Raw genomic sequence first — 19,271 nt, 5'->3', positions numbered from 1 at the left:
CGGGGGGGGGGGGGGTGGTGGGTTTTTTATCAGGTCCCGAGTGGCTCCCCCGTGTGGGGGCGTGGGGGCGGGGTGCGGGGGGGGGGGGGCGGCCCCCCCCCCCGCACCTGTGACGCCCGGCCCCCGGGCCGCGTTCGATCCGTTCCTCCCGGGGCCGCGCACGATGCGGCATCGTTACCTGCCCGGCCGGGGAGCGGGGCGAGGGCCACCGCGCCGGGGCCGGGACGGTGGGGCCGCCGTGCCGGGGCGTGCGTCGCCTGCCGGGGCGCCAGGGCGGGTCGGGCTTCGCGAGGCAGGCGGGCCCGTCGCGAGACGCCTCGGGCGCTCCACCCATGACGCCCCGCACCCATGACGCCCCGCACCCGAGACCTACCGGCGCGATGGCCGGGACGGCTGAATGCAGCGGGGTCTCGTCAACGCCCGACCGACAGCCCCGTCCCCGTCACCTCGACCCGTATCCCGTCCCGCTCCACCCGTACGTCCCGCAGCCGGATCCGTCCGTCCGCCGGATGCGGCAGCCGGAAGCCGAGCGAGAGCTGGTCGACGAGGACGGGGCGGGTCAGGCGGGAGAGGCCGTCGAGCAGCGCCGGGTCCAGTCCCAGCCGTCGCAGGAGCTCGGGGTGGGCCGCCGCCACGTCGAGGAGGTTCAGGCGCATCGCCTGCCGGACGAAGGTCCGCGACCCCGTCAGGGACGCGAGCTCGGTGTCGTCGCGCAGCGCCGCGCGCACCGCCGCGTCCGGCACCCCGAGCCGGTGGACGACCGACGGGACGGACAGCAGCGCCCTCGCCCTGGCGGTCTGGCCGGCGAGGCGGGCCGCCGAGCGCGGGGTGAGGTGGAGGCCCTCGGAGGCGCGGGCACCGGGGCGGTACGTCGCCAAGTCACCGATGTCCAGGCGCATTCCGCCGATGTGGGTGGAGATGCCGCGCGTCCCGTCGCGCCGGATGCGCGCGTCGGCCCGGAGCCTCAGGTCGTGTCCGGCGACCGGCAGGGTGCCGCGCGCACGCACCCGGTCGTGGCCGTGTCCGGTGAACGTCACCTGGGAGGAGCCGAGTTCGCGGTTCAGGTCGTCGAAGGAGAGCAGTACCTCGCCGTGCAGCTCGGGGATGCGGGCACCGTGCACGGCGGTCGGTCCGTCGCTGTCGAGCCGTACCCGTGTCGCGGTCGCCGACACCTTCGCCAGGGAGACCCGGTCGGCGGCCACGTCCGGCACGGTCACCCGCACCGAGTCCAGCCGGTCGTCGGCGAGTTGGGTGAGGAAGGGGAAGCCCCCGATCTCGACCTCGGGCGCGGCGGTCAGGTGCAGCTGGTCCTCGAGCGTCCGCGCGGCCTTGTGCTCGGCGTACAGCACCGCCCAGCGGTCGGCGAGCGTGAGGAACGCGGCGAGGGCCACGACGAGGACGGACGCCTTCATCGCGAACGGCAGTCCCGCGAGGTGCCTGCGGCGGCGCCGGCTGCCGCGGCGGTGGTTGGGCGGGGACCACGCCTCGTCCGGCTCGTCGTACGGCGGGCCGTCGGGCCCGTTCCCCGGCTCGTCCTCGTGGAGGAAGTCCTCCAGCGGGCCCGCGTCGGCCAGGGCGCCCAGTTCGTCGTACGGGTTCGGACGGTGGTCCGGCGGGTCGTGCGGGTGGTCGTACCGGTGGTCGTGCGGGTTCGGCCGGTGGTCGTCCGGAAAGGGATGCGCTGTCATGCGGTGGGGGGTACGCATCGTCTCATCCGACCATGCGTACCGCCCCCGACCGCAACCGCAACCGTCCGGATGCGATCTACTTCACGATCTTCGCCGGTGCCGGTGTCCGGCCCCGGCGGCTACCGGACGACCGTGACACGGTCCGCCGAGGGCACCGGATACGGCGCCGTGGCGGAGGAGTTGGCCGTCAGGTAGGTCTCGAAGGCGGCCAGGTCGTCGCCGCCGACCAGGACGTTCGTGCCCTTGCCGAGTTCGGCGAAGCCGTCGCCGCCGCCCGCGAGGAAGGAGTTCATCGCGACGCGGTAGCCGGCCGCCGGGTCGATCGCCGTGCCGTCGAGCTTGACCGAGCCGGCCACCACGCGGGCGGCGCCCGTCTTGGTGAGGTCCAGCGTGTAGGTCAGGCCCTTGGAGATCTGAAGGATCTTCGGCGCGGCCTCGTTCGCCCCGCTGACCTGCTGCTGGAGTGCGGTGATCAGCTGGGCGCCGGTGAGGTTCACCAGGTTGACGGTGTTGGCGAACGGCTGCACCGTGTACGCCTCCCCGTACGTCACCACGCCGTCGCCCTCGCCGCCGCTCGCGGTGTAGGTGAGCCCGGCGCGGATGCCGCCCGGGTTCATCAGCGCGACGTCGGCCTCCGGGTCGACCGACCTGGCGTACGCGAGCTGCGCGTCGGCGATCATGTCACCGAGCGGGGACTCGGTGCCGGCGTTGCCGATCTCGCCCGCGATGTAGCCGATGGGGCGCGAGGCGATGGGGGCGGCGAGGGTGTTCCACTTCGCGATCAGGCCCGTCAGGTCGGCGGCCTTCGCCACGTCACGGGTGACCACGTGGTTCGCGGACTTCACCGCCGTACGCGCGATGTCGCCCGTCCAGCGGTCGTACGTCAGCGTGGTGTCCGTGTAGAGACGGCCGAAGGAGGAGGCCGACGTCACCATCCGGGGGTTGCCCGCCGGGTCCGGGATCGTGCACGCGTACGCCTGGTGGGTGTGGCCGGTGACCAGCGCGTCGACGGCCGGCGTGACGTTCTTCGCGATGTCGACGATCGGGCCGGAGATGCCGTCGCCCGCGCCGGGGCTGTCGCAGTCGTAGTTGTACGCCGTGGAGGCGGGCGCGCCGCCCTCGTGGATCAGCGCGACGATCGACTTCACGCCCTGGCGCTGGAGCACCCTGGCGTACTTGTTGATCGTCTCGACCTCGTCACCGAACTTCAGGCCCTTGACGCCCTCCGCCGACACGATGTTCGGGGTGCCTTCGAGGGTCACACCGATGAAGCCGACCTTGACGCCGTTCTTCTTCCACACCCAGTAGGGCTTGAGGATCGGCTTGCCGGTCTTCTCGCCGGTGACGTTCGCGGCGAGGTAGGGGAAGTCGGCGCCCTTGAACTTCGCCTTCTTGTCGTAGCAGCCGTCCTTGGGGTGGCAGCCGCCGTTCTGCAGGCGGGCCAGTTCCTTGGCGCCCTCGTCGAACTCGTGGTTGCCGACGCTCGTCACGTCCAGGTCGAGCTTGTTCAGCGCGTCGATCGTCGGCTCGTCGTGGAAGAGACCGGAGAGCAGCGGCGAGGCGCCGACCATGTCACCGGCGGCGGCCGTGATCGAGTACTTGTTTCCCTTGCGGGCGTCGCGCAGATGCGTGGCGAGGTACTCGACTCCGCCCGCGTCGATCGACTTCGTCGTCCCGTCCGCCTGGAGCTCCGTGACCCGGCCGGAGGAACCGGACGGCGGCTCCAGGTTGCCGTGCAGGTCGTTGAAGGACAGCAGTTGTACGTCCTGGTAGCGGCTGCTGCCGTGGTGGTGCCGGGCGGTCGTCCTGTCCTGCCCCGCGCTCGCCGGCATCGCGGCGGCCAGGGCGGCGACGGTGGCCAGGCCCGCGGCGCCCGCGAGGAGGCGATGGGAATGTCTGTTCCGGAACGTCGGCGGCATGGGGTCCCCCCTGGAGAAACGGTGAGAGCTACGAGTGCCACGATCACTGTGCGACGGCTGTGGCTTTGCACGCACTTTAGAATCAACGCGCGTAGCACACCAGGGGGTTCGGGGTTACGGACTGGTTGCCATCGCCTCACCGGCGGACGCACGCACGGGGCCCGCGAGGGGTGGCACCGGGAGCCGCCGCGGGGCCGCGCGCCGCCCGGCGTGGCCGTCCGTCCCGCCACGCTCCACATCCACCCCGCCCAACTCCTTGTCCGGAAATGACCGCGCCGTACCCTCGTATCCATGACCAGCGACGACACCGCACCCCCCGCGCTCTCCCGCTCCATCGAGACCCGCGCCGCGCTCTCCCCGGCGCAGGCCGAGGACGTGCTCCGGCTCCTCTCGGAGGCCGCCCTGGCCGACGGGCAGCAGGCGGTCTCCGAGCAGGGTCGGCTCCAGCTGAAGGGCGGCGCGCGCGAGGGCGTACGGCACCTGCTGCTGACCCTCGGCGACGTGCTGGTCGGATACGCCCAGTTGGAGGACACCGACCCGGTGGAGGCCCCGGCCGCCGAGCTGGTCGTGCACCCGGCGCACCGCGGGCACGGGCACGGACGGGCGCTGGGTTCGGCGCTGCTCGCCGAGTCCGGCAAGCGGCTGCGGGTGTGGGCGCACGGCGGGCACTCGGCGGCCCGGCATCTCGCCCAGGTCCTCGGACTCACCCTCTTCCGCGAACTGCGCCAGCTGCGACGGCCGTTGACCGACCTCGATCTGCCGGAGCCGAAGCTCCCGGACGGGGTGCGCGTGCGGGCCTTCGTACCGGGCCGGGACGACGCCGCCTGGCTCGCGCTGAACGCCGAGGCCTTCGCCCACCATCCCGAGCAGGGCGCCCTCACCCAGCGCGACCTGGACGACCGCATGGCCGAGCCGTGGTTCGACCCGGCCGGGTTCTTCCTGGCCCTGCGCGGCGACGAACTCGTCGGCTTCCACTGGACGAAGGTCCACGCCACGGAGGGCCTCGGCGAGGTCTACGTCCTCGGGGTCAGCCCCGGCGCCCAGGGTGGCGGCCTGGGCAAGGCCCTCACCACGATCGGGCTCCGCCATCTCGCGGCGCAGGCTCTGCCGACCGCCATGCTCTACGTCGACGCGGACAACAGCGCGGCCGTGGCCGTGTACGAGCGGCTCGGTTTCGTCACCCACGAGACGGACCTGATGTACCGCAGCGAGTCCTGACGGAGCTCGGCGGCACCCGCGCGTCCGGGGCGGGGGCCGACCCTGCCCCGGACGGGGTCCTGCGCACCCGGCGGCCGTATCGGGGAACGGTCCGGTGCCCTCCGCGGGGTCCGGCCCCGACCCGACCCGGGCGGCGCCACGCATCAGGTGCCAGGGCCACCGCGGCCGGGGCGGACCCGGCGCACCCGAGCGGCGGTGACGTACCCGGGCGGGCCCCCGCCGCCGCGGGGCGGCCGGGGCCGGGGCCGTCAGCGGCGGGCGGGTACCGTCCGCCGCCACGTCCGTACGGGTTCCGTGCAGCACACCGCGCAGATCAGTGCGGCCACGGCCAGGACCACCGCCCACCGCTCGTGGGCGGCGTCCCAGTGCGGGTCGTTCACGGACACGACCAGCGACCACCGTTCGGGCAGCAGCAGGGTCGGCACCGTCATGGCGGTGACCAGCAGTCCGGTCGCGACGCCCGGACCGGGCTCGGCCCGGTCCGTGAACCGCACGGCGGCGGACGCGGCGGCCAGGGCGGTCGCGGCGATCGCCGCCGCCTCCAGCGTGAGGGCGCCGGCCGGGGGCCGCGCCGGCTCGGGTACGAGGAGCAGCGCGACCGCCCACCAGAGCGCGGCGGCCGGGGCCACCAGCGCCATCCGCAGGCCGCTGCGCAGCGGCCTGCGGGCCGGTACCGGCGCGGTGGTGTGCCGTGCCGGGTCGTCCAGCAGGAACGCCAGGCCCACGGCGAGGACGAGCGCGGCTCCCCGCAGCAGGTTGAGGCACAGCCACGGGTCCGGCCGGCCGGGCAGCAGCCGCGGGATCCCGGCCAGCAGGAGCCCGAGACCGCCGCAGGCCGCGAGGGGCCCGCGGGGCAGGGTGCGCCAGACGGGCCGCAGCAGGGCGCGGATCACGACGTACTCCCCCGATCGTGCGCTCACTGTCCGTACGCCCCCGCCCGCCTTCGGGTCCGCGCCCGTCTTCGGGTCCGTTCCCGTGTCCGTGTCCGTGTCCGGGTCCGGCCCGGTCATCCCTCGCACGACGTGCCGTCCTGGTCCGGGTCCGCCGCACCCGTCCCGGCCGGCACCCCCAGCAGCTCCGCCACGCGGGCCGTCGAGGTCTTCGGGGAGATCAGCTGCGACCAGTGCGCCTTGACCTTGGCGGTGACGCCGTAGCGCGGCATCTTCAGCAACTCCCGGACGATCCGCGTCTGTTCGCTGGTCATGGCGAGCGGTTCCGTGGGGGCCAGGACGATGGCGGAGCCCGTGACGCTGTCGTCGAGGCGGACGTTCCGGAAGAGGGTCATCGGGTCGGACTCCGCGCCCAGCGCCAGCCACATGATGGTCACCATGCGGGCGTCGCACACCGCGCTGCCCGCCTTCTCGTCCCCCGCGACCAGGACGGACGCGGCGGCGACCGCGAACTCCGTGACCCGGTTGCCGCCCCACGCGGTGCCCACGGTCACCTGGCCGGGCACGGTGGACGGTTCGAGGGCGGGGTTGTCCGCCAGCCCGGAGCGGGCGTCGACGCGCTGGCGCACGGTCAGCCGCTTTCCCCAGGCGGCGCCGCCCGCGAGACCCCGGACCCGGTCGACGACCGCGGCCCAGTCGGCCGTGCGTCCCTTCCATTCAGGGAAGGCGCAGTACATCGAGGTGCCGTGCTCCAGGCACGTCTGGACCTTCTCGGGGGTGAGCGAGGCCCGTTCGCGGGCCGCGACCGTCGCGGCCGGGGTGCCGCCGGACTGCGCGACCGCCCCCACCAGCGTCAGGGCGAGCGCCCCCGCGAGGACCACCTGGACGGTCCTCGTGCGCCCGCCGCCGGCCAGCACGGCGAGAACGGCCACGAACAGGGCGAGCCCGAGGAGGTACAGCGCGTGCCAGGCGGCGGGGCGGCCCAGCAGGTCGGAGGGGAACGGCCTGGCGCCGGTCTCGGTGACGACCGGGGACAGCCAGTCCGTCCAGCCGGTCCCGCGGGAGGTGCTCCCGCCGAGGGCCTGGGTGAAGAGCAGGAAGACGAGGAGGACCGGCGCGGCGACGGCGGACGGGACCAGGCGGCCGAGGAGGACACCGAGCGCGCCGAACAGCAGGACCGTCAGCGGGCCGACGGCCAGTTCGGCCGGTGAGCCGTGCCCGACGGCACCGGGCTTCAGCGCCTCCCAGGTGAACTGGGCGGTGACGCAGACCGCGACGAACAGGGCCGCGGGGACGACGGACAGGACGTGGGCGACGGTACGCCGCCACGGCTCGACGACCAGCACCGCGAAATGGCGGTCCGTGTCGTCGCGGTGGGAGCGCCGGACGGCGCGGTTGACGCACAGCATCACCGAGAGGCCGACGAGTATCGGCATGCTCTGGGTGGCCCGGTCGACGTCCTGCAGCACGGGGTAGTCGCCCGTCCGGCTCACGCACTGCCACACGATCCAGGCGACGTACAGCAGCGCGACACCGAGGAAGGACACGTAGAGGCGCAGCTCGCGTGCCTCGAAGCGGGCGAGGGCGGCCACGGCCGCCCAGGGGTGCGGCTCCCGGGCCGGCTCGACGGCCTTGGCGGGGGTCTCCAGTACGGTGCTCATCCCGCCGTCACCTCCGCGGCCACGCCGTCGAGGGTGAGCAAGTACCCGTCCTCCAGGGTCGGTTCGAGGAGCTGGGCGCCCGCGGGCGGGTCGCCGACGTTGCGGAAGGAGCCCGTGCCGGTACGCCATCCGGCGTGTGCGGCCGGATCGCGCTCGGAGCTGCTCCACACATGGCCCGCGGCGCGTGAGGCGAGTTCGGCGGGGGTGCCCTCGAAGAGGACGCGTCCGCGGGCCATCACGATGACGCGCCGGCAGAGCATCGCGACGTCCTCGGTCTGGTGGGTGGAGAGGAGAACGGTGCGTTCCTCCCCCGCCCGGGCGATCAGTTCCCGGAAGCGCATGCGCTGTTCGGGGTCGAGGCCCACGGTGGGCTCGTCGAGGACGAGGAAGCCGGGGTCGCCGACGAGGGCCGCGGCCAGCGCGACCCGTTGGCGCATACCGCCGGACAGCTTCTTGATCCGCTTGCCGCGCACGTCGGACAGGTCGACGGACTCCAGGACCCGGCGCACCTCGCGGTGGCGGGCCGTGCGGTCCGTCTGCTCCTTCAGGATCGCCACGTAGTCGACGAACTCGAAGGCCGTGAAGTCCGGGTGGAATCCGGGGGCCTGCGGCAGATAGCCGAGCGCGCGCCGGACGTTCTGGCGCCCCGCGGTCGTGGCCGGGTCGTGTCCGAGCACCGTGAAGGCGCCCCGGTCGGCGGGCACGGCGGTGGCGAGGACCCGCAACAGGGTGGTCTTTCCGGCCCCGTTGGGACCGATGAGCCCGGTGACGCCTTCCTGGAGCCGCAGCGACACGTCATCGAGGGCAGGGGTCCTGCCGTAGCTGAGGCTCAGCCCGGAGGCGGAGACGGTGGGGGTCATACGGCGCTCCTGCGGGAGTGGTCGAAGAAGGGACAGGAAGAGGTGAGGGGAGAGACGGGGAGGACGGAGAGGGGGGAGAGCGCGGAGAGGGGGTGGGCGGGGAAGGTGGCCGCGGGGGGCCTCACCCGCCGCACCCGCCGTCGTTCCCGCCGCCGCACCCGCCGGCGTCCCAGCCGATGTCCCCTCCGGAGGACCGTCGGCGGCCCGGGGAGCGGAGGGCCAGGAGGAGCAGCTCGGCCGCGAACGCCGCGAGCGAGAGGGCCGTCAGCAGTAGGGCCTTCAGGAGGCGCAGCCGCCGCTCTCTCCGGGTGACCGTGACGACCGGCCCGGCCGGTGAGTCCGCCGTGGCCCGAGCGGGTGGTGTGCGGTCCGTCATCCCGTGCCTCCTCCGATGAACCCCTGGAACAGCCTCCGGGGGGACGACGCGTCGAACCCGTCGCGCGCCAGGTACAGCAGTCCGGCGGCCAGCGCGGCCACCGCCGCGGCGATCCCCTGCCCGGCCGCGGTGAACGGCGCGAGCGTCCCGTGGTGGGGCCCGGCCGCCGACGCCGTCAGCGCGAGCAGCGTCACCCACGCCGTGGCGACCAGGCCGGGCGCGAGCACCGGGCCCAGCCGGGGCGTCAGCGCGAGTCCGGTCCCGGTGAGGGCCAGCGCGGGCAGCAGCCAGGCCAGCGCGCGCAGCCCGTACGAGGGCAGGGCGAGGGTGGCGAGACCGTTGAGGACGAGGACGACGGTCAGCACGGCGAGCGTGCGGATCATGAGCAGCCGGAACCCGTGCGTCGGTGAGACGACCGCCATCTCGTACGTGGGGTCGAGCACGGGCCCGTACGACAGCGCGACCCCGGCGAGTGGGAGCAGCGGCGCGAGGGCCAGGAACAGGTTGGGCGCGGCGGCGGACTGCGCCGAGTTGGCCGCCGCCACGGTCATGACCAGCACGGCGGCGACCGCGCCCAGCCAGGAGCGGCGCAGCACGGGTGTGGCGGCCAGCAGGCGCGCGGTGTGGTCGGCGACGCCGATGCGCAGCAGCAGTGACTCGAACAGGCGCGGCCGGGGCGCGTCCAGTTCGGCGTCGAGCCGCTCCCAGCCGGCGTCCAGTGCGACCGGGTCGGCCACCGCGGCGAGTGTCTCCCGGCATGGCGCGCACGCGGCGAGGTGGGTGTCCGCGGACCAGAGCCGGGGCGGGGCGAGTCCGCCTCGCGCATAGTCCCGGATGTCCTCCTCCGGCAGGTGCCAGGCCGTGCCGGTGTCCTTGTCGATACCGCTCATGCCAGTGCCTCCCGCAGCTGCTTGCGCGCCCGCAGGGCCCGCGTCTTGACCGTGCCGGGCGGAATGCCGAGCAGGACGGCCGCCTCTCTGGTGGTGAGGCCGTCGATCACCGTGGCCTGGAGCACCGCCCGCAGTTCGGGCGAGAGCCGGACCAGGGCGCCCGCGAGGTCTCCGTGCTCCACCCCCGCGAGCACGCGTTCCTCGGCGGACGCCTCGTCCCGGTGGCGCAGGCGGGCCAGCGCCTGCCGCATCCGGCCGCGTGCGCCGTCGCCGCGCAGGGTGTCGACCAGCCGCCGGGAGCCGACGCGCCAGAGCCAGCCGGCCGCGTCACCGTCCTCCCGGTAGCGCGCGGTGCCGCGCCAGACGGCGAGGAAGGTCTCCTGTACGACGTCGTCGACGACCCCGGCGTCCGCGCACCGGCCGCGCAGGCGCGCGGTCAGCCACGGCGCGTAGCGCCGGTACAGCTCCTCGAAGGCGCGACGGTCCCCGTCCGCCGCGATGGCCCGCAGCAGCTCCCCGTCGCTTCTCGTTTCCCTCACGTCACCTCATCGGACGAGCCCCGGCGATCGGTTCACGTTCTCACCGACGGATTTCGCACTTGACTCACGGCACCCTCTTGCACCACCCTTTCACTACTCAATTAGTGAAAGGGTGGTTGCCGAGTGGTGGAGTACCGCATCGACCGGCGCAGCGGTGTCGCCACGTACGTCCAGATCGTCCAGCAGACCAAACAGGCCCTGCGCCTGGGCCTGCTCGAACCCGGCGACAAGCTCCCCACGGCCCGCGAGGTCGTGGAGGCCACCGCGATCAATCCGAACACCGTCCTCAAGGCCTACCGCGAGCTGGAGCGCGAAGGCCTGGTCGAGGCCAGACGCGGTCTCGGCACCTTCGTACGCCGCTCGCTCGGCACCACCACCCCCGCCGACTCACCCCTGCGCGCCGAACTGGACGCCTGGGTGACACGGGCTCACGAGGCGGGGCTCGGCCGGGACGACATGGCGGCGCTCTTCGCCTCCGCTCTCGACGACCGCTTCACTCAGGAACACGCCAAGGGAGACCAGGAATGAGCAACACCGCCATCGAGGCGGCCGGGCTCGGCAAGCGCTTCGGGCGACGCGGGAGCTGGGCACTGCGCACGTGCTCCTTCCGGCTCCCCGCGGGACGCGTCTGCGCCGTCGTCGGTCCCAACGGCGCGGGCAAGTCGACCCTGCTGTCCCACGCGGCCGGCCTGCTCGCCCCCACCGAGGGCACGGTCACCGTGCTCGGCACCCACCCGGCCGCCGCCCGCGAACGCGTCGCGTACGTCGCCCAGGACAAGCCGCTCTACCCGCAGCTCACCGTGGACCAGACGCTGCGCCTGGGCCAGGAGCTCAACCCCGCCCGCTGGGACGACCGGGTCGCCGGGCGGATCGCGTACGAGGTGGGCGGCCTCGACCCGAAGAAGAGGATCCGCGCGCTCTCCGGCGGCCAGCGCACCCGGGTGGCCCTCGCCCTCGCCCTCGGCAAACGGCCCGAACTCCTGCTCCTGGACGAGCCGATGGCCGACCTCGACCCGCTCGCCCGGCACGAACTGATGGGCACCCTGATGGCCGAGGCCGCCGAGTACGGGACGACGGTCGTGATGTCCTCGCACGTCGTCGCCGAACTGGAGGGCTCCTGCGACTACCTGCTGCTGATAGGCGACGGCCGGGTACGGCTGGCGGGCGACCTGGACGACCTGCTGGCCGCGCACACCCTGACCACCGGCCCGGTCCGCGACCTCGCCCCGCACACCGTGGTCGAGTCCCGCACCACCGGACGCCAGCAGACCGCCCTGATCCGCCCGCAGGGCCCGTACCCCGCCGAGGCCGGAGCCACCGTGCCCTCGCTGGAGGAGCTGGTCCTCGCCCACCTGCGCAACCCCGCCGCACCCGCACTGATCCTCACACCCGCCCGCGCCCAGGAGCCCGCCGCATGACCACGCTCAGCACCACCGGCGCCCCGGCGGCCCCCGGCCGCCGCCCGTCGGCCTCGCGCGGACTGGTCCGGACGGTACTGCGGCTGCACCGCCCGGCCCTGTACGCCGGGGCCGGCCTGTTCGCCGTCCTCACCGTCCTGCTGCTGTGGCTGCACGGCCCGGCGATGGACGCGGCGGCCACCGCGTGGCGGCAGTACGACCACTGCCGGGAGGCCGCCTGCGCCTACGACCAGGACTCGATCCTCGTCTACAAGTCCTTCTCCCAGTACGCCACCATCGCGGTGACCTGCGTGCCGTTCCTCGTCGCCGCCTGGGCGGGCGCGTCGCTGTTCGGCCGCGAACTGGAGACCGGCACCGCGCGGCTCTCCTGGACCCAGTCGGTCTCCCCGGCCCGCTGGCTCACCGTCAAGCTGGCCCTCCCGGCCGCACTCGTCACCGCCGGGACGAGCGCGCTGGTCCTGCTGCACCAGCTGGCCTGGAGCAGGAGCCGGCAGCGGATCGACACCGCCAAGGACTGGACCGACGCCCTCACCTTCCACGCCAACGGGCCGACCACCGTCGCCCTCGCCCTGTTCGGTCTGGCCGCCGGCGCGCTGACCGGACTCGCGCTGCGCCGCTCGCTGGCCGCGCTCGCCCTGTCGGTGCTCTGCACGGCCGCCGTCGGCCTCGGCACCGGTCTGGCCCTGCCGCACCTGTGGCCGACGGTGCGGACCGTCACCGACCTGCACCACAACGGCCCCAAGAGCCTCGGCCTCACCGTCGACGAAGGCCTCCTCACCTCCACCGGGGGCCACCTCACCGACCCGCACTGCGGCAGCGACCTCAGCCTCCCGTGCCGCGAGCTGTACACGAAGCTGCACGTCGTCCGCTTCTACAGCGACTCCCACCCGTACTCCCACTACTGGCCCCTCCAGTGGGTGGCGACCGGGATCGTCCTGGCCCTCACCGCGCTCGCCGTCCTCACCGCCTTCCGGCTGCTGACCCGGCAGCTGGGCACCGCCCCGAAGGAGGGCCGCCGATGAACACCGTCAACGGGCTCCCGTGGACCGTCCTGCGCCTGCACCGTCCGGCACTGGCCCTGTGGGGCGCGTTCGTGGCCGCCCTCGCCGGGCTCCTGGTGTGGGCGGTCGAGATCCAGGCCGACAAGGCCCGTGCGGAGCTCGCCTACTGCGCACACCACGACACCTGCTTCCTCACCGCCACCGACGACTACGGCACCACCGTCCGCTGGGCCGCCGTCGTGCTGTGCTACGCCTTCTACGCCGTCGCCGCCTGGGCGGGCGCCTCCCTGGTCGCCCGCGAACTGGAGTCGGGCACCGCGCAGCTCGCCTGGACCCAGTCGGTGTCGCCGGCACGCTGGCTGACCGCCCGGCTCGCGGTGCCCGCCGTGGCCGTCACGCTCGGCGGCGCGGTGCTCGTACCGCTGTTCCGCTGGGCCTGGTCGAACAACCCGGACCGGCTGGACGACGGCTGGAGCGGCTTCAGCACCTTCGTCGCCCTGGGCCCCGCGACGGTCGCGTACGGCCTGTGCGCGCTCGCCGTCGGCGCGCTCGCCGGCCTGCTGCTCGGACGCGCGCTGCCCGCCCTCGGCGTCACCCTCGCCGTGATGCTGCTGATCAACCAGGTCCTGGGGACCTACCGCGCCGACCTGTGGCCCAAGGTCACCCGGACCGGCACCACCGCGGCCGGCGTCCCCCACCGGGCCTGGCAGCTGGAGAACGGGGTGCTCGTCCACGGCCACCGGGTCGCGAACCCCGACTACGGGCAGTGCGTCGGCACGGCCGCGCGGGTCGCACGCTGTGCGGCCGACCACGGGATCACCGGCCACTACTCCGTGTACCACCCGGTCTCCCACTTCTGGCCCCTTCACCTGGTGGAGACCGGCATCGTGCTCGCCGTCGCCACCGCGGCCACCGTCACCGCCTTCCGGCTGCTGCGCCGCCGCACCGCGTAGCTCGGCGGCCCCGCCCGGCGGGAAGGGGCGCAAACAGCCCGTACGACCTGTCCGTACGTCCCTCACGGGGGTGGGGACGCGCGCGGCCCCCGGACAGGTGGACGTCCGGGGGCCTCTCCCCGATATCCCGCACGTCATGTCGCCGTAACCATCGATTCAGACGAGCTTGCGACGCTCAGCCAATGAAGCCCGCCGTGCCAGAGCCTTCGCCTCCACCGGAGAACGAGCCCCAGCCGTCGACGGCGGACGAACCCGTGTCGGTGCCCCGCCAGGGGCGCCCCCGGTCGGACGAAGCCGAGAGCCGGGGAGCCATCATCCGCCTCGCCGCGCTGCCGCCCGCCCTCTCCGACGCGCCGGTCTCGCGTCCGGCGCGGAAGAATGGGTCCATGAACCAGCCCAGCGCCCAGGCACAGGTCCAGCACCCGCAGCCGTCCGTCGGCTCCATCGCCGCTCACCGGCCGCACACCGTCGCCGCCAACGTCTCCGACCTGGAGCCCGACCTCGACGCCGACCTCGACGCGTACGAGGACACGGTGCAGGACGGCGTCCAGCTCCCGCAGGGCCGGTTCCTGGACCGGGAACGCAGCTGGCTGGCGTTCAACGAACGCGTACTGGAACTCGCCGAGGACCCGAGCACGCCCCTCCTCGAACGGGCGAAGTTCCTGGCGATCTTCGCCAGCAACCTGGACGAGTTCTTCATGGTCCGGGTGGCCGGCCTCAAGCGCCGCATCGCGACCGGCGTCGCCACCAAGTCCGCCTCCGGCCTGCAACCGCGCGAGGTCCTGGAGATGATCTGGGCCCGCTCCCGCGAACTCATGGCCCGGCACGCGGCCTGCTACCAGGAGGACGTCGCCCCCGCGCTCGCGGAGGAGGGCATCCACCTGGTCCGCTGGAGCGAGCTCACCGAGAAGGAGCAGGCCCGCCTCTTCACGCTCTTCCGGCACCAGATCTTCCCGGTCCTGACCCCGCTGGCGGTCGACCCCGCGCACCCCTTCCCGTACATCTCCGGCCTGTCCCTGAACCTGGCCGTGGTCGTACGGAACCCGGTCAGCGGTCACCGGCACTTCGCGCGCGTCAAGGTCCCGCCGCTGCTCTCCCGCTTCCTGGAGGCCTCCCCGGACCGCTACGTCCCCATCGAGGACGTGATCGCGGCCCACCTGGAGGAGCTCTTCCCGGGCATGGAGGTGCTGGAACACCACACCTTCCGGCTCACCCGCAACGAGGACCTCGAGGTCGAGGAGGACGACACCGAGAACCTTCTCCAGGCCCTGGAGAAGGAGCTCATGCGGCGCCGCTTCGGGCCGCCGGTGCGCCTGGAGGTCGAGGAGTCCATCGACCGGTACGTCCTCGACCTGCTGGTACGGGAACTGAAGATCTCCGAGGCCGAGGTGTACCCGCTGCCGGGCCCGCTGGACCTCACCGGCCTGTTCGGCATCGGCGCCCTCGACCGGCCCGAGCTGAAGTACCCGAAGTTCATCGCGGGCACCCACCGCGACCTCGCCGAGGTCGAGTCCGCGTCCGCGCCCGACATCTTCGCCGCCCTGCGCGAGCGCGACGTCCTGCTGCACCACCCGTACGACTCGTTCTCCACCTCCGTACAGGCCTTCCTGGAACAGGCGGCGAGCGACCCGGACGTCCTGGCGATCAAGCAGACGCTGTACCGGACGTCGGGTGACTCGCCCATCGTCGACGCGCTGATAGACGCCGCCGAGTCCGGCAAGCAGGTCCTCGTCCTCGTCGAGATCAAGGCACGCTTCGACGAACAGGCCAACATCAAGTGGGCCAGGAAGCTGGAGGAGTCCGGCTGCCACGTCGTGTACGGGCTCGTCGGGCTGAAGACCCACTGCAAGCTGTCGCTGGTGGTACGGCAGGAGGGCGACACCCTGCGCCGCTACAGCCACGTCGGCACCGGCAACTACCACCCCAAGACCGCCCGGCTGTACGAGGACCTCGGACTGCTCACCGCCGACCCGCAGGTCGGCGCGGACCTCTCCGACCTCTTCAACCGGCTCTCCGGCTACTCGCGCCGCGAGACCTACCGCCGGCTCCTGGTCGCCCCCAAGTCGCTGCGCGACGGCCTGATCGCGCGGATCAACAAGGAAGTCCAGCACCACAACGCCGGACGCCCCGCCTACGTCCGCATCAAGTGCAACTCGATCGTGGACGAGGCCATCATCGACGCGCTGTACCGCGCGTCCCAGGCCGGAGTCCCCGTCGACGTGTGGGTGCGCGGCATCTGCGCGGTCCGGCCCGGCGTCACGGGCCTGTCCGAAAACATACGGGTCCGGTCCGTGCTCGGCCGCTTCCTGGAACACTCACGGGTCTTCGCGTTCGGTAACGGCGGCGAGCCCGAGGTGTGGATCGGCAGCGCCGACATGATGCACCGCAACCTCGACCGGCGGATCGAGGCCCTTGTCAGGATCACCGACCCGGCCCACCGGGCAGCCCTCAGCCGGCTGTTCGAGACCGGGATGTCGGACACCACCGCTTCCTGGCACCTGGGCCCGGACGGCGAATGGACCCGGCACGCGACCGACCAGGACGGCCAACCGCTGCGGAACGTCCAGGAGATGCTCATAGACGCCCGGAGGCGCCGGCGTGGCACAGCAACACCTTGACCCCACCGACCCCACGGCCGGGTCCCCGCCCCGGCTCGCGGCCCCGCCCGACCGGCGGGACCCCCGTGAGCAGGGCGGCACGCCCGTCGGCGAGGTCCTCGCGGACTATCTGCGGGACCAGGCCACGGAGTTCCTCCGCTCGCTGCGGCAGCACCGGGAGACCGGCGCCGCGGCGGGCGGCTCGGCGGATTCGGTCGACGCGGCCCGCGCCCTGCGCCGCTCGGCCCGCCGCATCAGCGGCACCCTGCACACCTTCCGGCCGCTCCTCGACACGGACTGGTCGGAGGGGATGCGCCCCGAACTCGCCTGGCTGTCGGGCACCCTGGCGCGCGAGCACGCCTACGCGGCCCGCCTGGAGCGGCTGCTCGGCGCGCTGAACCGGCTCTCCGGCCCGACCGGCCCGACCGGCTTCCCCACGCAGTCCGCGGGCGGCGCCGACGTGCCGCCCAAGGGCCACCTGACCATCGGGGCGGCGAAGGCGGGCGCCCTGCTCGACCGGCAGCTGACCCTCGCGCGCACCCGGGCGCACTCGGCGGCACTCCAGGCGCTGGGTTCCTCCCGCTTCCACGCGGTCGCGGACAGCGTCGCCGTGCTGGCGAGCGAGGTACCGCTCACCACGGCGGCCACCGCCGCGGATCTGCGTCCGCTGGCGGCCGCCGCGCAGGACCGGCTCATCGACGCGGTCGCCGCGCTGCCGCTGCTCACCGCGGGCCATCCGTACAACGCGGAGGCCCTGGTGCACGGCCTCTCCGCGGACGCCGCTCCGCACCCCCAGGACGCGCCCTGGCACCAGGTCCGGCTGCTGCTGCGGCTGCACCGCTACGCGCGCGAGTGCCTCTACCAGGAGGGCGTCCCCGCCGACGTACGGCTGCTCGGCGCGGGGCAGGCCCTCGACCGGCACCGGGACGCGGCGGAGGCGGCCGCGGCCGCGGCGTCGGCGGCCCGCACCCCGCGCATCGCCCCGGCGACCGCGTACGCGCTCGGCGTGCTCCACGCCGACCAGCGGCACGAGGTGGAGGCGGCACGCTTCGCGTTCCAGCAGAGCTGGCAGAAGGAAGCCGTACGCACCCCCTGAGGGAGGCCCCATGACCGACGGCACCGACATCATCAGGGCGGCGGGCTGCGTCCTGTGGCGCCGCTCGCCCGTCGACGGCGAGCTCGAGGTCTGTCTGGTCCACCGGCCGAAGTACGACGACTGGTCGCATCCCAAGGGCAAGCTCAAGCGCGCCGAGGACGCCCTGGCGGGGGCGCTGCGGGAGGTCGAGGAGGAGACGGGGTACTCCGCGATGCCGGGCGCCACCCTGCCCACGCTCGGATACCTCGTCGGCGGACGCGCCAAGGAGGTCCGCTACTGGGCGGCCGAGGCGGCCGACGGCTCCTTCCGGCCGAACAGCGAGGTCGACCGCGTCCTGTGGCTCCCGCCGACCGCGGCCCGGCACCGCCTGACCCAGCCCAGGGACCGCGACCTGGTCGACGCGCTGCTCCACTCACTGCATCTGGCGTAGCTCGGTGCCGGCCGACGCCCCTCGATGGGCCGTCCGGTACGGGCCGTCGGGAGCCGACCGTCGAGGGCGGACCGTCGAGCGGACCTGGAGACCGGCGCACGCCGTCGCACCCCGCCTGGGCGCACGCGCCGGTGCGACATGTCCGTGCGCCGTACGCGTGCGCCCTGCCGCACCAGGTTCCGTTCGGCCGCTTGCCCCGTAACCTGAACGATTGCGTCTGGTTGCCTAGAGTTACCAGGGAGATCCGAGTTGTCGGAAACCACCCTGTGTCCTCGACGTAAGCGTTCCGTGACCTCACCGCACCGACCGCAGGGGTTCACCCTCCGTTCACTTATGGCCATCGGCGCCTTCACCTCTTCTGCCTAATTTCGGCCTTACGCGGTGCGGACCGCGTCCCAGGCAAGTCCTGGGACACGGCTTCCGCCTACCACCGACATCGCACGCCGCCACTCGACGGCGGCTCCTGGAAGGAACTCCCGAAAAGTGAAGCTTCAGCGCAAGAACCGGCTTCGCGCCCTCTCGCTCGGTGCCGTCGCCGTCTCCGGCGCCCTGGCCCTCACGGCGTGCGGCTCGGACGACACCGGTGGCAAGAGCAACGGTGGCGACAAGGCGACCTCCGCCGCCACGAGCGCCAGCTCCATCAAGTGCGACGACGCCAAGGGTCAGCTGCAGGCCTCCGGCTCCTCCGCGCAGAAGAACGCCATAGACGCCTGGGTGAAGCAGTTCACCCAGGCCTGCTCCGGCGTCCAGATCAACTACAACCCGACGGGTTCGGGTGCCGGTGTCACGGCGTTCACGCAGGGCCAGACCGCGTTCGCCGGTTCGGACTCCCCGCTGAAGCCCGAAGAGGTCGGCGCGGCCGCGAAGGCCTGTGGCGGCAACCCGGCGATCGACCTCCCGATGGTCGGCGGCCCGATCGCGATCGGCTACAACCTGCCGGGCGTGGACGGCCTCGTCCTCGACGCCTCCACCATCGCCAAGATCTTCGACGGCAAGATCACGAAGTGGAACGACGACGCGATCGCGAAGCTCAACCCGACCGCGAAGCTGCCCAGCACCAAGATCCAGGCGTTCCACCGCTCGGACGAGTCCGGCACCACGGACAACTTCACCAAGTACCTGAAGGCCGTCTCCCCGTCCGACTGGAACTACTCCGGCGGCAAGGCGTGGCAGGCCAAGGGCGGCCAGTCCGCGCAGGGCTCCTCCGGTCTCGCCCAGCAGGTCAAGCAGACCGCCGGCGCGATCTCCTACTTCGAGCTCTCCTACGCCGCTGACGGCATCAGCACCGTCGACCTCAAGACGGACGCCGCCACCCCGGTCAAGGCCAGCGTCGAGAACGCCACCAAGGCGATCGCCAGCGCCCAGGTCAAGGGCACCGGCAACGACCTGTCGCTCGGCCTGAACTACAAGCCGACCGAGGAGGGCGCCTACCCGCTCACCCTGGTCACCTACGAGATCGTCTGCGAGAAGGGCAACAAGGCGGACACCCTGCCCGCCACGAAGGCCTTCCTCAACTACATCGCGAGCGAGGACGGTCAGAAGCTTCTGACCGACGCCAAGTACGCGCCCATCCCCGCCGAGATCATCACCAAGGTCCGCGCCGCCGTCGCGAACCTGAGCTGACCTGAGCGTGGGGGGCCCCGCCCCCCCCGTGGGCCCCCCCCCCCCCGGACCCCCCCCCCGCGCCCCCCCCCCCACACGTTCGCCCCACACAACAAGATCGAGGGCAACAAAT

Annotated in this window: 17 protein-coding genes; 9 read left to right on the top strand and 8 right to left on the bottom strand. The window is 73.2% G+C overall.

What is annotated here, in order from left to right; all coding sequences use genetic code 11:
* Positions 1–413: 413 nt before the first annotated feature.
* Both ACFV2J_RS34145 and ACFV2J_RS34140 read right to left on the bottom strand, forming a co-directional pair.
* Positions 414–1,706, bottom strand: a complete 1,293-nt coding sequence (locus tag ACFV2J_RS34145) for a DUF2993 domain-containing protein (protein ID WP_385096134.1) — start codon at positions 1,704–1,706, stop codon at positions 414–416.
* Between the two features lie 101 nt (positions 1,707–1,807).
* A complete protein-coding gene (locus ACFV2J_RS34140; RefSeq protein WP_385096131.1) occupies positions 1,808–3,607 on the bottom strand; it encodes a bifunctional metallophosphatase/5'-nucleotidase in 1,800 nt (599 codons plus the stop codon).
* A 291-nt stretch (positions 3,608–3,898) separates the two neighbouring features.
* Between ACFV2J_RS34140 and mshD the strand changes: the two genes are divergently transcribed.
* Entirely contained in the window at positions 3,899–4,825 is a 927-nt protein-coding gene (gene mshD, locus ACFV2J_RS34135; protein WP_385096128.1) for a mycothiol synthase, read from the top strand.
* Positions 4,826–5,073: 248 nt separating this feature from the next.
* Here mshD and ACFV2J_RS34130 read toward each other — a convergent pair whose 3' ends face one another.
* The 6 genes from ACFV2J_RS34130 to ACFV2J_RS34105 all read right to left on the bottom strand — a co-directional run bounded on the left by ACFV2J_RS34130 (position 5,074) and on the right by ACFV2J_RS34105 (position 10,041).
* Complete coding sequence (locus ACFV2J_RS34130) at positions 5,074–5,835, bottom strand: ABC transporter (protein WP_385442292.1); 762 nt, start codon at positions 5,833–5,835, stop codon at positions 5,074–5,076.
* Positions 5,832–7,376, bottom strand: coding sequence for an ABC transporter permease (locus tag ACFV2J_RS34125; protein WP_385088773.1), 1,545 nt, complete (start codon positions 7,374–7,376; stop codon positions 5,832–5,834). The genes ACFV2J_RS34130 and ACFV2J_RS34125 overlap by 4 nt, the downstream gene beginning before the upstream one ends.
* A complete protein-coding gene (locus ACFV2J_RS34120) occupies positions 7,373–8,236 on the bottom strand; it encodes an ABC transporter ATP-binding protein (RefSeq protein WP_385088771.1) in 864 nt (287 codons plus the stop codon). Before ACFV2J_RS34120 ends, ACFV2J_RS34125 begins: the two co-directional genes overlap by 4 nt.
* A gap of 121 nt (positions 8,237–8,357) precedes the next feature.
* Complete coding sequence (locus ACFV2J_RS34115; RefSeq protein ID WP_385088769.1) at positions 8,358–8,612, bottom strand: hypothetical protein; 255 nt, start codon at positions 8,610–8,612, stop codon at positions 8,358–8,360.
* Positions 8,609–9,502 (bottom strand): zf-HC2 domain-containing protein, encoded by an 894-nt coding sequence (locus ACFV2J_RS34110; RefSeq protein WP_385088768.1) that lies wholly within the window; start codon positions 9,500–9,502, stop codon positions 8,609–8,611. Before ACFV2J_RS34110 ends, ACFV2J_RS34115 begins: the two co-directional genes overlap by 4 nt.
* A complete protein-coding gene (locus tag ACFV2J_RS34105) occupies positions 9,499–10,041 on the bottom strand; it encodes an RNA polymerase sigma factor (RefSeq protein ID WP_385088766.1) in 543 nt (180 codons plus the stop codon). The genes ACFV2J_RS34110 and ACFV2J_RS34105 overlap by 4 nt, the downstream gene beginning before the upstream one ends.
* Before the next feature lie 123 nt (positions 10,042–10,164).
* Here ACFV2J_RS34105 and ACFV2J_RS34100 point away from each other — a divergent pair, with 123 nt between their 5' ends.
* The 8 genes from ACFV2J_RS34100 (at position 10,165) to pstS (ending at position 19,159) form a co-directional block, all read left to right on the top strand.
* Positions 10,165–10,569 (top strand): GntR family transcriptional regulator, encoded by a 405-nt coding sequence (locus ACFV2J_RS34100; RefSeq protein WP_385088765.1) that lies wholly within the window; start codon positions 10,165–10,167, stop codon positions 10,567–10,569.
* The gene (locus ACFV2J_RS34095) at positions 10,566–11,459 is read left to right on the top strand and encodes an ABC transporter ATP-binding protein (RefSeq protein WP_385088763.1); all 894 of its coding nucleotides are present in this window, start codon (positions 10,566–10,568) and stop codon (positions 11,457–11,459) included. Before ACFV2J_RS34100 ends, ACFV2J_RS34095 begins: the two co-directional genes overlap by 4 nt.
* On the top strand, positions 11,456–12,481 hold the full coding sequence (locus ACFV2J_RS34090) for an ABC transporter permease (protein ID WP_385088761.1): 1,026 nt from the start codon (positions 11,456–11,458) through the stop codon (positions 12,479–12,481). The genes ACFV2J_RS34095 and ACFV2J_RS34090 overlap by 4 nt, the downstream gene beginning before the upstream one ends.
* Positions 12,478–13,413: a hypothetical protein gene (locus ACFV2J_RS34085; protein ID WP_385088759.1), complete on the top strand. Its 936-nt coding sequence runs from the start codon at positions 12,478–12,480 to the stop codon at positions 13,411–13,413. Before ACFV2J_RS34090 ends, ACFV2J_RS34085 begins: the two co-directional genes overlap by 4 nt.
* Positions 13,414–13,799: 386 nt before the next feature.
* Positions 13,800–16,031 (top strand): RNA degradosome polyphosphate kinase, encoded by a 2,232-nt coding sequence (locus ACFV2J_RS34080; protein WP_351717197.1) that lies wholly within the window; start codon positions 13,800–13,802, stop codon positions 16,029–16,031.
* On the top strand, positions 16,012–17,106 hold the full coding sequence (locus ACFV2J_RS34075) for a CHAD domain-containing protein (protein ID WP_385088756.1): 1,095 nt from the start codon (positions 16,012–16,014) through the stop codon (positions 17,104–17,106). The genes ACFV2J_RS34080 and ACFV2J_RS34075 overlap by 20 nt, the downstream gene beginning before the upstream one ends.
* A 10-nt stretch (positions 17,107–17,116) precedes the next feature.
* Positions 17,117–17,536 carry an NUDIX hydrolase gene (locus ACFV2J_RS34070; RefSeq protein ID WP_385088754.1) on the top strand — a complete coding sequence of 140 codons (420 nt, stop codon included), beginning with the start codon at positions 17,117–17,119 and terminating at the stop codon, positions 17,534–17,536.
* A 483-nt stretch (positions 17,537–18,019) separates the two neighbouring features.
* Complete coding sequence (pstS, locus tag ACFV2J_RS34065; RefSeq protein WP_385442283.1) at positions 18,020–19,159, top strand: phosphate ABC transporter substrate-binding protein PstS; 1,140 nt, start codon at positions 18,020–18,022, stop codon at positions 19,157–19,159.
* The last annotated feature ends 112 nt before the right edge of the window (positions 19,160–19,271 follow it).

This window comes from Streptomyces sp. NPDC059668, from assembly GCF_042734135.1.
Taxonomy (GTDB): domain Bacteria; phylum Actinomycetota; class Actinomycetes; order Streptomycetales; family Streptomycetaceae; genus Streptomyces.
The sequence above is the reverse complement of the archived record's forward strand: the minus strand, read 5'-3'. Positions and strand labels throughout refer to the sequence as shown.

Coding starts and splice junctions, on each gene's coding strand:
- ACFV2J_RS34090 (WP_385088761.1), top strand. CDS start 11,456: ATGACCACGCTCAGCACCACCGGCGCCCCGGCGGCCCCCGGCCGCCGC.
- ACFV2J_RS34070 (WP_385088754.1), top strand. CDS start 17,117: ATGACCGACGGCACCGACATCATCAGGGCGGCGGGCTGCGTCCTGTGG.
- ACFV2J_RS34085 (WP_385088759.1), top strand. CDS start 12,478: ATGAACACCGTCAACGGGCTCCCGTGGACCGTCCTGCGCCTGCACCGT.
- ACFV2J_RS34125 (WP_385088773.1), bottom strand. CDS start 7,376: ATGAGCACCGTACTGGAGACCCCCGCCAAGGCCGTCGAGCCGGCCCGG.
- ACFV2J_RS34095 (WP_385088763.1), top strand. CDS start 10,566: ATGAGCAACACCGCCATCGAGGCGGCCGGGCTCGGCAAGCGCTTCGGG.
- mshD (WP_385096128.1), top strand. CDS start 3,899: ATGACCAGCGACGACACCGCACCCCCCGCGCTCTCCCGCTCCATCGAG.
- ACFV2J_RS34140 (WP_385096131.1), bottom strand. CDS start 3,607: ATGCCGCCGACGTTCCGGAACAGACATTCCCATCGCCTCCTCGCGGGC.
- ACFV2J_RS34120 (WP_385088771.1), bottom strand. CDS start 8,236: ATGACCCCCACCGTCTCCGCCTCCGGGCTGAGCCTCAGCTACGGCAGG.
- ACFV2J_RS34115 (WP_385088769.1), bottom strand. CDS start 8,612: ATGACGGACCGCACACCACCCGCTCGGGCCACGGCGGACTCACCGGCC.
- ACFV2J_RS34145 (WP_385096134.1), bottom strand. CDS start 1,706: ATGCGTACCCCCCACCGCATGACAGCGCATCCCTTTCCGGACGACCAC.
- ACFV2J_RS34130 (WP_385442292.1), bottom strand. CDS start 5,835: ATGACCGGGCCGGACCCGGACACGGACACGGACACGGGAACGGACCCG.
- ACFV2J_RS34110 (WP_385088768.1), bottom strand. CDS start 9,502: ATGAGCGGTATCGACAAGGACACCGGCACGGCCTGGCACCTGCCGGAG.
- ACFV2J_RS34080 (WP_351717197.1), top strand. CDS start 13,800: ATGAACCAGCCCAGCGCCCAGGCACAGGTCCAGCACCCGCAGCCGTCC.